Below are 14,088 nucleotides of genomic sequence, written 5' to 3' on the forward strand. Positions count from 1 at the left end.
ATGCGTGATTACGCCGACGCGCTTCCGGCCGTCACGCTGGTCGGAAGCACGTCGGTTTCGTCCGCCGCAGTCAGCAGGTCGTGGTAGCGGTTGCGAATCGTGACGGTACTCACGTCCGCGACTTCGGCAACAGCGTCCTGCGTCAACTGCTCCCCTTCGATGAGGGCGGCGGCGTACAGCGCCGCCGCCGCGAGCCCGACTGGTGATTTGCCGCTGGTGATGCCCGCATCCTTCGCCGTCTTGAGAAGGTCGTGGGCGCGGTGTTTCGTCACCGAATCGAGGTCGAACTCGCTCTCGAATCGGTTGAGATACTGTTCAGGGTCTGCCGGTCTGACTTCGAGACTGAGTTCGCGGACAATGTAGCGGTACGTTCGCTTGAACTCCATTTCGTCGATTCGGCTGACCGTTGCGACTTCGTCCATGGTTCGGGGCACTCCGGCCTGCCGCGCCGCAGCGTAGACGCTCGCGGTCGCCACGCCCTCGATGGAACGACCCGGCAGGAGGTCTTCGTTTAGCGCGCGGCGGTAGATGACGCTCGCCATCTCGCGGACGTTTTTCGGCAGACCGAGGGCGCTCGCCATTCGGTCGATTTCGCCGAGCGCCTGTTTGAGGTTACGTTCCTTACTGTTTCGCGTGCGAAATCGCTCGTCCCACGTGCGGAGTCGCTGCATCTTCTCGCGCTGGCGGGAACTCAACGTTCGTCCGTATGCGTCCCTGTCCTGCCACCCGATGTTGCTCGACAGTCCTTTGTCGTGCATCATCTTCGTCGTCGGCGCGCCGACGCGGGATTTCGAATCGCGTTCGCTCGCGTCGAAGGCGCGCCACTCCGGCCCGCGGTCGATTCCCCCGGTTTCTACGACGAGGCCACAGTCCGCACAGACCGTTTCCGCGTGTTCTTCGTCGGCGATGAGGGTGCCGCCACATTCGGGACAGATGTTTTCGTGCTCTTTGGTGTCTGCCCGCTCTCGCTCCGATTCTCGTTCGATTGTCGCTACGACCGACTGTTCGGTTGTTTTGTTGCTCGTACTCATGATGGAATGAATTGGAACCGACGCCGGTAGAAATACGTGACCGACGCCGCACTCACTAACAATAGGTTAGTCCGACAAGCATAAAAATGCTTCGCTTGAAATAGAAAGCTATGGTATCACATCTCAAACTATAGCATCCAAATCTGTATTTCGTGGCAACAAATGGTGTTCAAATTAAATTGTACATAAGAATATGCCGGACGTTCTTTAGCGGAAGTAGAGATGACTCGACAGACGCGACGAGCGTTCGTCGCCACCGTCGGTACTCTCGGCTTCGCGGGGTGTTCCTCGTTAGCCGAGAACGCACCGTTGCCGATAGATAGCGACGACGAACAGGGAACACGACGGGGAAATAAATCGAGCGCACCGAGGAAAATCGCGGACGATTTCGAAGACCTGAGCTACTGGCAGGCAGTCGAACGACAAGGAACTCTGTCGAAATCGACCGACGCCTACGAGGGGTCGCAGTGTGCACACGTCGTCGGTAGCAGGAAAACGAAAGAAGGCCACATCATCCGGTCGGTTTCCGGGGCCGACCTCCGGAGAACCAACTTCTCGATGGCGGTCAAAAGTCTGAATCACGATTTTTTCAAAATCGCCATCGAACTCCACGCACCCGACGGCGACCACACCGTTCAGCTGAAACGAACCCTTCTCGGGCCGAAAAACCGCTGGGTTCGGGTCAACTTCGGCGTCACGGGCGTGACAAAGGGCGTTGACCGCTCGTCGGTCGAAAAGCTTCACATCGTCGCCAGACCGGTCGATACCAACGCCGGGGAGCCAATCGAGTTCCTCGTGGACGACCTTCGAACCGTCTCCCGTCCGGAAACTGGGTCGGTCATGTTCACCTTCGACGACAGCCATTCCAGCCACTATCGCGCCTACGAACTAATGGGGAAGTACGGTTTTTCCGGCGTCGAGGGCGTCATTCCGAAAAGCATCGGGCGCGACGACAGAGTGACCGAAAACCAACTGACGACGATGGCCGACGACGGCTGGGACATTGCCGCCCATCCGAACGTCCAAGCCAACTACTTCTCGGACTACGCGCCGGACGAGCAGGAACGACTGATGACGAAGACGCGCGATTTCCTCCGCGACAGCGGCTTCGAGGACGGTGCGCGCCACCTCCTCGTTCCGAAAAACGTCCTCGGGCCGGAGACGTTCGACCTCGCGCACGAGCACTACGACACGGTGTTCAGTTTCGGGGGCGGGCCGAACGCGATGCCGCTTGCACAGGATGACACCATCGTCTCCCGGGTGAACGGGAAGAACGTCGAGGAGACGAAGCAGTTCATCGACTACGCGAACGACTACGGCCAACTCGTCGTACCGCTGTTTCACGAAGTCGGAAACGACATCAGCGAGCGTGATTTCGAGTCTCTGCTGAAATACGTCGAAACAAAGAACGTGAACGTCGTCACCGCTTCCGACCTGCTGGACGGGTAAGAATATCTGTTGAGCGAGTAGGGACGGCCAATGACTCGATATGTCTGCTGGACAGCGTCCAGCAGACATAACCGTTCATTTCGTTCAAATCGCAGGCAATCGCGTCGTGTCCCGTTTTGTCGTCGTCGAGAGGACACAAAACTGGCCGCCACCGGAGAGCCTTAACATCTCGGACGCCAAGGTATCAGCATGACCGAAAAAGCGACACTCGCAGGCGGTTGCTTCTGGTGTACCGAGGCCGCATTCAAGGAACTTGACGGCGTGAAATCGGTCACGTCGGGGTACGCCGGGGGGTCGGTCGAAAACCCGACCTACGAGGCGGTTTGTTCGGGCGAGACGGGACACGCGGAAGTTATTCAGGTCGAATACGACCCCGAGACAATCGGCTACGACGACCTGCTTGAAGTGTTTTTCACCATTCACAACCCGACGACGCTGAACGAGCAGGGACCGGACGTGGGAACGCAGTATCGCTCCGCCATCTACTACCACGACGACGAGCAGAAAGAAATCGCGGAGACGTTCATCGACCAACTCGAATCCGTGGACGCCTACGACGACCCAATCGTGACGGAGGTCGAACCGCTGGAGACGTTCTACGAGGCGGAGGAGTACCATCAGGACTACTTCGGGAAGAATCCCAACGACGCCTACTGTACGATAAACGCCGGGCCGAAAATCGAGAAGGTTCGCGAGCAGTTCAGCGAGAAAGTGACGCAGTAGTCGCGCACCTTCCCGACCCAAATCCTTTTCTTTTACAGCGTTGCGTAGCTTTTCGATGCCAGTCCGACCAGCCTACGTGAAGAAGGTGGGTGACATGCTGTTGGAACGCTATCCGGAGGCGTTCACCGACGATTTCGACCAGAACAAAAAGAGCGTCTCGGAACTCACGAACATCACGTCGAAGGACGTTCGTAACCGCGTCGCGGGCTATATCGCACGAAACGAAGGGAAGAGAAAACAAGAAGAGGTGTAGAAATATAGTTTAAAACAACTCATACACGCGCATATTCGGTATAATATCGACGCCATTCATATTTTCGCATGATTAATTCTAAAAACAAAAAACATATACCATCGAGTGAGAATCGTCAAATATGGTATCCCGAAAACATTTCGCCCTCTTTTTCGTCGGTTTACTCATCATGGTCGCCGGGGTCTATCCCTTTCTCGTCTTCGCCGACTACGACTACCGCTACGAATCCATTGGACAGTCTAAGGAATCTCCGGACGAGCGAGCGTGGCAGAATTTCGCCGAACTGTCGCCGAGCAGCCAGAAAACCGTGCAGAACACGATAGAAGGGCAGGAGTACACGTTCGAATCGAAAGAACAACTCCCACCAGAAGTAGTCAAAAAAGGAGAAAACTACCACTACTTCGACGACACACAAACGCTGGACTGGTCGAACCCGCAGACACCGGGGACGCTCCTCGTGTCCCTGCTGGGGCTGCTGGCAGTCCTCCAATCGATTCGTCTCGAACTCGGTGGTCGGAGTCCGGTGAATCGCTAACAGGAGCAGTAAGAGAGACGATTATTCGACCGAGATTTCGCCATCGGACGGGACGACTATATCGAAACCACAGTAGGTGAACGAGACGGTGACGTTCGCGTCACCATGGGATGCGTCCCTGCGGAGTCGGTCGAGGATTTCGGGGTCCATAACGTCGTAGAGCGGCGGTTGGAGTTGGTACGGTTCGACATCCATTTTACGCGCAACCGCCTCGACAACGAGGATACTTCCCAATTTGGAACCGTTGGACGATTCTGAACGATCTGTTTTGGTCATCAAGATACCAACCTCTTAGCGCAGTGACTACTTTGGCGTGCGTGTTTACTATGCAATGAAAGGATACCAAAGCGCCGTCACGCGCGACTCATTCCTGCAGGATGGTCTCGTCGAGAAGGTTGTCCAGTCCACGCCGGATTCGTCTGGCGAGTGCCTGCCGGGAAATATCCAACAACGGAGCGATGTCTTCGAGCGACGACTCACGTGGCTCGCGGAAGTAACCGAGTTGGGACGCTAACACGAGTGCCTCGTATTGGGCTTCGGACAGCCCGAAATGGTCGGTAAACGCCGGGGCATTGACGCCATGAATCCGGACGAGTTTCGTCCGAACCTCTCGTTCCCGACAGTATTCGAGGAACTCCCGAGCGCGTTCGTGGGTTTCTGCTCGAAATTCGAACCGCCATTCCGCATCCGACCCTCGGGCGGACAAAATGTTGAGATTCATATCCACGAGAGTTGCAAACGTGTTTTCGACCGACCGACTCCATTCGATACGGAACAGTAGTTGGTCGTCTCCCACCGTGTCTATCAGACGAATCGCACGAATGGCCTCGTGTATCTTTGCCGCTCGTTCGACCGATTCGGCGCTCGCGCCACGAATCCAAACGAACGGAACGACGACATCCGGCATCGGAATGATTCGCTCGAACTCGAACCTCACACCGGGGAGGTCGGCGAAGACGCGACCGATATCGAAATCCTCGGCCGGGATGACAAACTCGGCGATTGCGACCATGGCTATATCGGTGGGCAGCCATCGGTGTAAAATTACTCACAATCATTCACGGAGAATGACGGTGAAACGGCGTGGCCTAGATTCAGGCACCTCGGGCACGTGGTTGGATACATGCACCTGTACGCCGCGATGCGAGGCGGACTACTCGTCGCCGACGAGGACGGAACCAGTGAAATTCGGTTGGAAGACCACGATTTGGAATGCGTCGCCGCGACGCCAGCCCACGTCTTCTGCGGAACGTTCGACTCCGGCCTGTTCCGGAGCGACGACGGGGGCAAAACGTTTCACTCGGTCGGGAGCGAGACGATTCGAGAGTCGGTGATGTCGCTCGCCATCGACCCGACCGACTCCGAAACGGTGTGGGTCGGAACCGAACCGAGTCGAGTGTATCGAAGCGAGGACGGCGGCGAGTCGTGGGAGCGACGCGACGGCCTAACCGACCTTCCCTCCGAACCGAACTGGTCGTTTCCGCCACGTCCACACACCCACCACGTTCGCTGGATAGAACCCGACCCGAACGACCCACAGCATCTCTACGTCGGCATTGAGGCGGGCGCGCTCGTCCAGACCCACGACGCGGGCGAAACGTGGGAAGACCGCGTCCCGGATTCTCGCCGGGACAATCACTCGCTTGCGACTCACCCGGACGCACCGAACTGCGTCTGGTCTGCCGCGGGTGACGGCTACGCGGAATCGGTTGACGGCGGAGAAACGTGGGACTACCCGCAAGCGGGACTTGACCATCGCTACTGCTGGAGCGTCGCGGTTGCGCCGGACGACCCCGACACGGTTCTCGTTTCGAGCGCCACCGGGCCGCGAACCGCCCACAACGCCGATTCCGCGGATTCGTACATCTACCGCAAACGGGACGGCGAATCGTGGGAACGCCTCGACGAATTGCCGACCGGCGAGGGCGTCACTCGGGCCGTATTCGCTGTCGAAGAATCGGCGGGAGAACTTTACGCCGTCAGCAACCGCGGCATCTTCCGAACCGAAGACGACGGAACGACGTGGGAGGAACTGGTTCTGGAGTGGCCGACCGAGTTCGAGCGTCAGACGGCGCGGGGATTGGCGGTGCTTCCGTAGTCCGACCGCTTACTCCACGGGAACCCGTCGGTTGAGGAAGTCATCTACGAGTTCGTACGAGCGAATCGTCTGTTCGATGTCGGTGCTTCCGTGGCCTTCCTCGCCGAGTTCTTCGTACTCGAAGTCGCCGTCTTCACCCTCTTTGAATCCGTCTTCTTCGAGCGCATCGCGGAACAGTCTGGCTTGCGAGACGGGTACCCGACGGTCGTTGACGCCGTGAACCATCAACAGCGGTGCGCTCAGGTTTTCGGTGTACTCGATTGGGCTTCGTTCCCGGTACAGGTCGTAATTCTCCTCGGGGTCACCCATGTACTTCTCCATCAGTTCAGTTCGGAAGTGCGGCATCGTGGTTTCGTACATCTCGTGGAGGTCGGTAAGTCCGATTTTCGCAACGCCCGCGATGTACAGTTCCGGATACTGCACCATCTGCCAGTAGGCACTGTAGCCGCCATAGGAACCGCCATAAGCGACAATTCGCTCCTCGTCTATCCAATCCTTCTCGCCGAGCCAGCGAACTCCCTCGGCGATGTCGCCCTGTTCGGCACCGCCCCAGTCGCCGATGAGACTGTGTTTGAACTCGCGCCCGCGGCCAATCGAGCCACGGTAGTTTACTTGGAGAACTGAATATCCTCGGTTGGTAAAGAACTGTACGCGCCGGTCGAACTCACGATGGTCGTACCATGCCGGGCCGCCGTGGATGTCCACGATAGCTGGAGACGGTCGCTCCCCTGAATCGTACAGCAAGCCGCCGATTTCCAAGCCATCGTGCGATTCGAACCTGACATACTCCGCATCGGTGAACAATTCGGAGTCGATGTTGCCATACTCCGGTTCGAGGAGCGTTTCCGTCGTGCTGGATTCAAGGTCGTGAACGAGCAGGGCAGGGCGCTGTGTCGGCGTCGTCTGCTCCACGAGCAGACGACCGTCGCCAAACAGGGCCGAGTCGCCATAGTCGGGGAAGGACGCGACCCCTTCGGGCAAGTTGAGTTCGGTCGCTTTCCTCGATTCGATATCATAGACGAGCGGGACGACCGCGGCGTCCCGCGTTCGAAGTGCGAGAAATCCGCTTCCGTCGGCGAGAAAAGCAACCGGATTTTCGACGTACTCGCTTCCGCCGAACCACTCAGTTTCGTCTGCTTCGAGGTCGTAGACGCCACACTGGGTTTTGTCCGCGGTGTTGTCGGAGAAGAGCAGTCTGGTTCCGTCAGGTGACCAGTCTACGAATCTGGTCTCGCTTCCATCGGTACCGAGTTCGAGGTTTCGCGCGTTCGACCCGTCCGTGTCGGCCACGTACACGTCGTCGTTACTGAGGTCGTTGGATTCATTCGTCGTGTACGCGATTCGGTTGCCGTCCGGGGAAAACGAACCGAGATGAACAGCGTAGTCGTAGTCGGTCAACTGCTCGCTCGCCTCCGTTCCGCGGTCGTAGCAGTACAGGTTCATTTGGCCATTCACACTGCTCGCATACAGCAGTTCATCCCCGTGAACGTCGGCGAGGACGCACTGGCCCGAATCCTCGACAACGGGCGAAACGTCCCCGTCGAGGTCGATTTGCCAGATGTCGTTCTGTTCGTCCCCGTCCTCATCGCGATGGAAGTAAATGCGCTCGCCGCCGGGAGCCCACATGAATGGATACCGTGCGTTTCGTGGCACGTTTCCGTCACTCACCTGCTCCATTTGGCCGGTTTCCACGTCGATGACGTAGAGTTCGTTTCTGCCGGTGCCGTCGTAGTAGAGTGCAACTCGTTCACCATCTGGAGAGGCCGCGGGGTGATTGAACTCTGGAAGACGTGCGAGTTCTTCGAGCGAAAAATCGCCTGTCATTGCACGATATTCACACACAACCACACATTAAACTTCCTACAGTTAGAACGTCATCGAATCATCCACCCACCAGATTCCACGCTATCGAGTTGGGGGTACAAAACGTAAAACGCAGTTAAAGTCGGTCGCAGCCGAGATTATTCGAGGTCGAAGCGGTCGAGGGTCATCACTTTGTGCCACGTCTCCACGAAGTCGTGCACGAATTTCTCCTCTGCGTCGTCGGAAGCGTAGACATCCGCGACGGCCCGGAGTCGGGAGTTCGAACCGAAGATGAGGTCTGTTCGGGTACCTTTTCGCTTGACTTCGCCCGTCTCACGGTCGCGCCCTTCGAAGACCGTTTCGTCGTCCGAAACCGGTTCCCACTCGGTGTCCATGCCGAGCAGGTTCACGAAGAAGTCGTTCGTCAGCGTCTCCGGTTGGTCGGTGAAAACACCGAGGTCGGACTGCTCGTAGTTCGCGTTCAGCACTCGCATGCCACCGACCAGCACCGTCATTTCGGGTGCCGTCAGGTTCAGCAGTTCTGCCTTGTCAACCAGCAGTTCCTCCGCCGGTCGGTCGGCTTCGTCTCCGCGGTAGTTACGGAATCCGTCTGCGTCCGGTTCGAGCGCCTCGAAGGACTCGATGTCGGTTTGTTCCTGCGAAGCGTCGGTACGGCCCGGTTCGAACGGAACGTCCACGTCGTATCCGGCGTCCGCCGCCGCCTGCTCGACGGCTGCGTTGCCGCCCAGAACTATCAGGTCGGCGAGCGAGACTTTCGTCCCGTCGGACTGCGAACTGTTGAACTCCTCCCGAATGTTTTCGAGCGTATCCAGCACGGTCGCCAACTGCTCCGACTCGTTGACGTCCCAGCTTCTCTGCGGTTCGAGGCGAATGCGGCCCCCGTTCGCGCCACCGCGCTTGTCGCTGTCGCGGTACGTCGATGCCGACGCCCAAGCGGTTTTGACCAGTTGGGAGGTGGACAGCTCCGAGTCGAGAATCTCCGCTTTGAGTTCAGCAACCTCTTCTTCCCCGATTATCTCGTAGTCGGCGTCTGGGATGGGATCTTGCCACAGCATCTCTTCGTCCGGAACTTCCGGGCCGAGGAATCGGGTTGGCGGACCCATGTCACGGTGAATCAGCTTGTACCATGCCTTTGCGAAAGCCTCTCGGAACTCGTTGGGGTTCTCCTGGAAGCGTTCGATGATTTCCCGGTACTCCGGATCCTTTTTCAGCGCGACGTCCGTCGTCAGCATCATCGGCGTGCGCTTTTCCGACGAATCGTGAGCGTCCGGCACGGTGTTGTGGAGTTCCTCGTCCGTCGGCGCCCACTGCCACGCACCGCCGGGACCCTTTTCGGGTTCCCATTCGTAGTCGAGCAGGTTGTCGAGGTAGCCCATGTCCCACGAAACCGGCGCGTCGGTCCATGGCCCTTCGATTCCGCTGGTAATTGTGTCGCTACCCTTGCCGAAGCCGTGGCTGCTCTCCCAACCGAGGCCCTGATTTTCGATGGGGGCCGCTTCGGGTTCGGGGCCAAGGTTGTCGCCGGAGTCAGTACCGTGGACTTTTCCGAACGTGTGTCCGCCAGCGATGAGTGCGGCGGTTTCCTCGTCGTTCATGGCCATCCGGCCGAACGCCTCTCGAATGTTCTCCGCCGACGCGAGCGGTTCCGGCTCACCGTCCGGCCCTTCGGGGTTCACGTAGATGAGGCCCATCACGGTGGCACCGAACGGCTGTTCGAGTTCTCCGCCGTCGTCGAAGCGCTCGGATGCTTCCATCTCGTCTTCGGGGCCCCAGTAAACTGCCTTATTGGATTCGAAAGCGTCCTCGCGCCCGCCAGCGAAGCCGAACGTCTCGAATCCCATCGATTCGAGGGCAACGTTTCCGGTCAGTACCAGCAGGTCGGCCCACGAAAGTTTGCGGCCGTACTTCTGCTTGACCGGCCAGAGCAGTCGGCGCGCCTTGTCGAGGTTCGCGTTGTCGGGCCAACTGTTGAGGGGCGCAAAGCGTTGGGTACCACCGGACGCACCGCCGCGGCCGTCGGTGGTGCGGTAGGTACCGGCGCTGTGCCACGCCATCCGAATGAAAAGCGGCCCGTAGTGGCCGTAGTCGGCTGGCCACCAGTCCTGCGACGTCGTCATTACGTCCTCGATGTCCGCTTTCACCTTGTCGAGGTCAAGTTTCTCGAACTCCTCGGCGTAGTCGAACTCCTCGCCCATCGGGTCAACGTTGCGAGCGTTCTGGTCTAAAATCTCCAAGTCCAACTGGTTTGGCCACCAGTCGTGATTACGTGCATCCTCAGACATTAACAGTATCTCCTGTACGTAAAAGATATGAGGTATAATTTATAAACGTGACGGTTATGTTTCCCATATACTCCCATAACTTCCCCTATTGTGACTTTAGATTTCCAATACGGGAAATTATTCTTTCAAGATAGAAAATACTGTGCCTCTCTCGGCAAATATTGCGGTTCATTCGGACGAATCGCGGAGCGGTCAAGTGGCCTCTGTCGAGTGCGCGGATGATAGCCGGTGAGAATCGGTTTCGTGCTCTCCGTTAGTGACATCGTTCTCACTCCTCCGGTCGAGATTGAGCATGGTAACGAGACGCTGGAGGTCGGTGTCCGGGCCGTCGGCTTGGAGTAGTTCGATAGCTCGCTCGATGGCCTCGACTTGTCGCTTTCGTCTTTCGTATCGTGCCGTAACTTCCATTTTCGCTTCGTGAATCGCAGTTCGACCCTCTCCAATTGCCTCCTGCGATTCGCGGAGGACTGCCATCGTCTCGCGTACCGTCCCAAGAGCCATATCCGAATCGACGTGGTTCATCGAAGTAATCGTATTGGCTGTGCGAGATAGAACCCGAACTCCCTTCGAACTGCGACGAACTGGCCGCGAACGTTTTGACTTTCCCGGTCGTCCATCCCTCGATGCCAGACTACGCAAACGACGTACTCGTCTCGGCGGACTGGGTGGAAGACCACGTAGAAGCGTTCCAAAGCGACGACCCTGACTACCGACTCGTAGAAGTGAACAGTCCAGAGTCGCCAGACAGCGACTTCCCGTCGCGCTACGACGAGGGCCACATTCCCGGCGCAATCGGGATGCAGTGGGACGAAGACCTCTCGGACGAAACGGAGCGCGATATTCTCAAAAAGGAGGATTTCGAGCAGGTGGTGGGCGATGCCGGAATCGGCGAGGATTCGACCGTCGTCTTCTACGGCGATGGCTGGATTCCCAACTGGTTCGCGCTGTTCGCCTACTGGGAGTTCAAATACTATGGCCACGAAGACGCCCGCGTTCTCAACGGCGGGAAGGATTACTGGGTCGAAAACAGCCACGAACTGACCGACGAGGAACCGGACTTCCCCGAAGTCGAATACCACGCCCGCGGCCCCTTCGAGGGGATTCGAGCCTACAAGGACGACGTGGACAAGGCACTCGAATCCGGACTCCCCCTCGTTGACGTTCGCTCGCCCGAAGAGTTCACGGGCGAAATCATCGCCCCTGAAGGGTTGAACGAGACGGCCCAGCGCGCAGGCCACATCCCGGGTGCGAGCAACGTCCCGGTCGCGGAAGTCCTCGCGGACGACGGTCGATTCAAATCCGCCGAGGAACTCCGCGACCTCTACGCCGACCACGACGTTGACGGTGAAGAATCGGTTATCGCCTACTGTCGAGTCGGGGAACGTTCCTCAATCGAATGGTTCGCCCTGCACGAACTGCTCGGCTTCGACGACGTGCGGAACTACGACGGGTCGTGGACGGAGTGGGGTAATCTGGTTCGCGCACCCATTGAGACAGGGGAAGAGGAGTAGCGAAAAGGAGTGAATAGCGACACATCGAAGGAAGTCGCCAACGAATCGCCACTATCACCGAGATTCACCAACTCGTCGGCGACTTGCATGGTCACCTCGAAGCGACTGCCTCCCTGCCGGTAGCAACTAGACCGAGTCAATATCTCGGAGAGGCGGAAGCAGTCGTCGGGGACGCAAGAGACGCGCCCGAATCCGTCGTGAAAAAGCGCGTCTCGCAGGCCGACGAACTGCTCTCGCACGTCGATGAAACAGGAAGCGAGGAAGCAGATGAACACGTAGAGCGGGCGCGAGAACTGACGAGGGAGATTTTATCAAAACTGGAGTAGCGATTCGACAGCAAGGTCTGTCGCTTGGCGAGTCTTTAACCCCCCGCGCCACCCTTACCCACAGTTATGAGCAATAGCGGCGAAAAGGACGAGAGCTTACGAAGCCGTGAAGTGACGGAAGGGCCGGAGCGCGCCCCCCATCGCGCCATGTTTCGGGCGATGGGGTTCGACGACGACGACCTTTCCTCCCCGATGGTCGGGGTGGCGAACCCCGCCGCGGACATCACGCCCTGTAACGTCCATCTGGACGACGTGGCCGATTCCGCTATCGACAGCGTTGATTCCGCGGGCGGGATGCCCATCGAGTTCGGCACCATCACCATCTCCGACGCGATTTCGATGGGCACGGAAGGGATGAAAGCCAGCCTCATCTCGCGCGAGGTCATCGCCGACAGCGTGGAACTCGTCGCGTTCGGCGAGCGAATGGACGCCCTCGTGACGGTAGCAGGATGCGACAAAAACCTCCCCGGGATGATGATGGCGGCGGTTCGAACCGACCTGCCGACCGTCTTTTTGTATGGAGGTTCAATCCTTCCCGGCGAACACGAGGGGCGAGAAGTCACGGTGCAAAACGTCTTCGAGGGCGTCGGCGCGGTGGCTCACGGCGACATGACCGAAGAGGAGTTAGTCGAACTGGAACACGACGCTTGTCCCGGCGCGGGGTCGTGCGGCGGAATGTTCACCGCGAACACAATGGCATCCATCAGCGAAACCATCGGACTGGCTCCACTGGGTTCCGCCAGTCCGCCCGCCGAGTCGGACGAACGATACGACGTCGCGGAGAATGCGGGCGAACTCGTTTTGGACGCGGTGGAAAACGACAGAAAGCCATCCGACATCCTCTCCCGAAAGTCGTTCGAGAATGCAATCGCGGTGCAGGTTGCCATGGGCGGTTCGACCAATGCGGTGTTACACCTGCTCGCGCTCGCGGCGGAAGCCGGAATCGACCTCGAAATCGATGACTTCGACGAGATTTCGCGGCGGACGCCGAAAATCGTCAACCTCCAACCCGGCGGGTCGCGGGTGATGCAAGACTTACACGAAATCGGCGGCGTGCCGACCGTTCTGCGCCGACTGCTCGATTCGGGCCATCTCCACGGCGATGCCATGACAGTGACGAGCCGAACCATCGAAGAGGAACTCGACCATCTGGGCGTCACGGGAGCGGTGGACGAGGACGCCGACTTCATCCGACCCGCAGACGACCCGTTCCACGAGGAAGGGGCAATCAAGATTCTGACCGGAAATCTCGCGCCGGACGGTGCAGTGCTGAAGGTAACCGGCGACGACGCCTTCCACCACACCGGCCCGGCCCGGGTCTTCGAGAATGAAGAAGACGCGATGCAGTACGTCCAAGAGGGCCACATCGAATCGGGCGACGTGCTCGCCATCCGCAACGAAGGCCCCCGCGGCGGCCCCGGAATGCGCGAAATGCTCGGCGTCACTGCGGCAGTGGTCGGACAGGGTCACGAGGACGACGTGGCGCTTCTGACCGACGGACGGTTTTCGGGTGCAACCCGCGGCCCGATGGTCGGCCACGTCGCGCCGGAGGCCCGCGACGGCGGACCAATCGCAGTGCTGGAAGACGGCGACGAGGTGACGGTTGACATTCCGAACCGACGACTGGAAGTTGCGCTCTCGGACGAGGAACTTGCCGAGCGATTGGACGACTGGGAACCCGGAGAAGCGCCGTACTCTTCGGGGGTTCTCGCCAAATACGGTGCCTCGTTCGGGTCGGCAGCGAACGGCGCCGTGACGAACCCGAGCGCGAAGCGGGAGTGAGTACGCCCGACTGCGGAACAGTCGGGGCGAGAAACTCCAAGAGTGAGGAACGGCAGGCGCGGGGTGATGACCGACGAGCACGGCGAGTCGTTCCGAGCGACGGTCAGGAGGTGACGACGGTTTTTGATTCGGATTTTGCCACCAAAAGAACATGCTTTACGAACCCAACTCGTCACGCCTGCGCCCGAGATGTTCCGGAAATTTACACAACACCTATTTATAAATAAAATGGTTCGGAACAGTCATGTTTTGAACCGGTATAAAACAGTCTAAA

At 58.7% G+C, this 14,088-nt stretch carries 14 protein-coding genes; 8 read left to right on the top strand and 6 right to left on the bottom strand.

Annotation, left to right across the window (positions count from 1 at the left end; translation table 11 throughout):
• Positions 1-8 precede the first annotated feature (8 nt).
• Complete coding sequence (locus tag HL45_RS11835; protein WP_049971297.1) at positions 9-1,031, bottom strand: transcription initiation factor IIB; 1,023 nt, start codon at positions 1,029-1,031, stop codon at positions 9-11.
• Between the two features lie 222 nt (positions 1,032-1,253).
• Between HL45_RS11835 and HL45_RS11840 the strand changes: the two genes are divergently transcribed.
• The 4 genes from HL45_RS11840 to HL45_RS11855 all read left to right on the top strand — a co-directional run bounded on the left by HL45_RS11840 (position 1,254) and on the right by HL45_RS11855 (position 3,991).
• Positions 1,254-2,480 (top strand): polysaccharide deacetylase family protein, encoded by a 1,227-nt coding sequence (locus HL45_RS11840; protein WP_049971298.1) that lies wholly within the window; start codon positions 1,254-1,256, stop codon positions 2,478-2,480.
• Positions 2,481-2,669: 189 nt separating this feature from the next.
• Positions 2,670-3,203 carry a peptide-methionine (S)-S-oxide reductase MsrA gene (msrA, locus tag HL45_RS11845; protein WP_049971299.1) on the top strand — a complete coding sequence of 178 codons (534 nt, stop codon included), beginning with the start codon at positions 2,670-2,672 and terminating at the stop codon, positions 3,201-3,203.
• 55 nt (positions 3,204-3,258) lie between these two features.
• Positions 3,259-3,456, top strand: a complete 198-nt coding sequence (locus HL45_RS11850; protein ID WP_049971300.1) for a 30S ribosomal protein S17e — start codon at positions 3,259-3,261, stop codon at positions 3,454-3,456.
• A 121-nt stretch (positions 3,457-3,577) separates the two neighbouring features.
• Positions 3,578-3,991, top strand: a complete 414-nt coding sequence (locus HL45_RS11855; protein WP_049971301.1) for a hypothetical protein — start codon at positions 3,578-3,580, stop codon at positions 3,989-3,991.
• Between the two features lie 21 nt (positions 3,992-4,012).
• Here the strand turns inward: HL45_RS11855 and HL45_RS11860 are convergent, their stop codons facing one another.
• Complete coding sequence (locus HL45_RS11860) at positions 4,013-4,267, bottom strand: HalOD1 output domain-containing protein (protein WP_049971302.1); 255 nt, start codon at positions 4,265-4,267, stop codon at positions 4,013-4,015.
• Positions 4,268-4,355: 88 nt separating this feature from the next.
• Positions 4,356-5,003 carry a helix-turn-helix domain-containing protein gene (locus HL45_RS11865; RefSeq protein ID WP_049971303.1) on the bottom strand — a complete coding sequence of 216 codons (648 nt, stop codon included), beginning with the start codon at positions 5,001-5,003 and terminating at the stop codon, positions 4,356-4,358.
• A gap of 111 nt (positions 5,004-5,114) precedes the next feature.
• On the opposite strand from HL45_RS11865, the gene HL45_RS11870 reads away from it, so the two are divergent.
• Complete coding sequence (locus HL45_RS11870; RefSeq protein WP_049971304.1) at positions 5,115-6,089, top strand: WD40/YVTN/BNR-like repeat-containing protein; 975 nt, start codon at positions 5,115-5,117, stop codon at positions 6,087-6,089.
• Between the two features lie 9 nt (positions 6,090-6,098).
• Here HL45_RS11870 and HL45_RS11875 read toward each other — a convergent pair whose 3' ends face one another.
• From HL45_RS11875 to HL45_RS11885, 3 genes are all read right to left on the bottom strand, one after another.
• Positions 6,099-7,913, bottom strand: coding sequence for a S9 family peptidase (locus HL45_RS11875; RefSeq protein ID WP_049971305.1), 1,815 nt, complete (start codon positions 7,911-7,913; stop codon positions 6,099-6,101).
• A 137-nt stretch (positions 7,914-8,050) separates the two neighbouring features.
• On the bottom strand, positions 8,051-10,195 hold the full coding sequence (katG, locus tag HL45_RS11880; RefSeq protein ID WP_049971306.1) for a catalase/peroxidase HPI: 2,145 nt from the start codon (positions 10,193-10,195) through the stop codon (positions 8,051-8,053).
• Between the two features lie 192 nt (positions 10,196-10,387).
• Positions 10,388-10,717 (bottom strand): hypothetical protein, encoded by a 330-nt coding sequence (locus tag HL45_RS11885; RefSeq protein WP_049971307.1) that lies wholly within the window; start codon positions 10,715-10,717, stop codon positions 10,388-10,390.
• 101 nt (positions 10,718-10,818) lie between these two features.
• Here HL45_RS11885 and HL45_RS11890 point away from each other — a divergent pair, with 101 nt between their 5' ends.
• From HL45_RS11890 to ilvD, 3 genes are all read left to right on the top strand, one after another.
• Positions 10,819-11,706 carry a sulfurtransferase gene (locus HL45_RS11890; protein ID WP_049971308.1) on the top strand — a complete coding sequence of 296 codons (888 nt, stop codon included), beginning with the start codon at positions 10,819-10,821 and terminating at the stop codon, positions 11,704-11,706.
• An 83-nt stretch (positions 11,707-11,789) separates the two neighbouring features.
• Positions 11,790-12,032: a hypothetical protein gene (locus tag HL45_RS11895; RefSeq protein WP_233274762.1), complete on the top strand. Its 243-nt coding sequence runs from the start codon at positions 11,790-11,792 to the stop codon at positions 12,030-12,032.
• Between the two features lie 66 nt (positions 12,033-12,098).
• Positions 12,099-13,814, top strand: a complete 1,716-nt coding sequence (ilvD, locus tag HL45_RS11900) for a dihydroxy-acid dehydratase (RefSeq protein WP_049971310.1) — start codon at positions 12,099-12,101, stop codon at positions 13,812-13,814.
• Positions 13,815-14,088 lie beyond the last annotated feature (274 nt).

Origin of the sequence: Haladaptatus cibarius D43 (assembly GCF_000710615.1) — an archaeon.
Taxonomy (GTDB): domain Archaea; phylum Halobacteriota; class Halobacteria; order Halobacteriales; family Haladaptataceae; genus Haladaptatus; species Haladaptatus cibarius.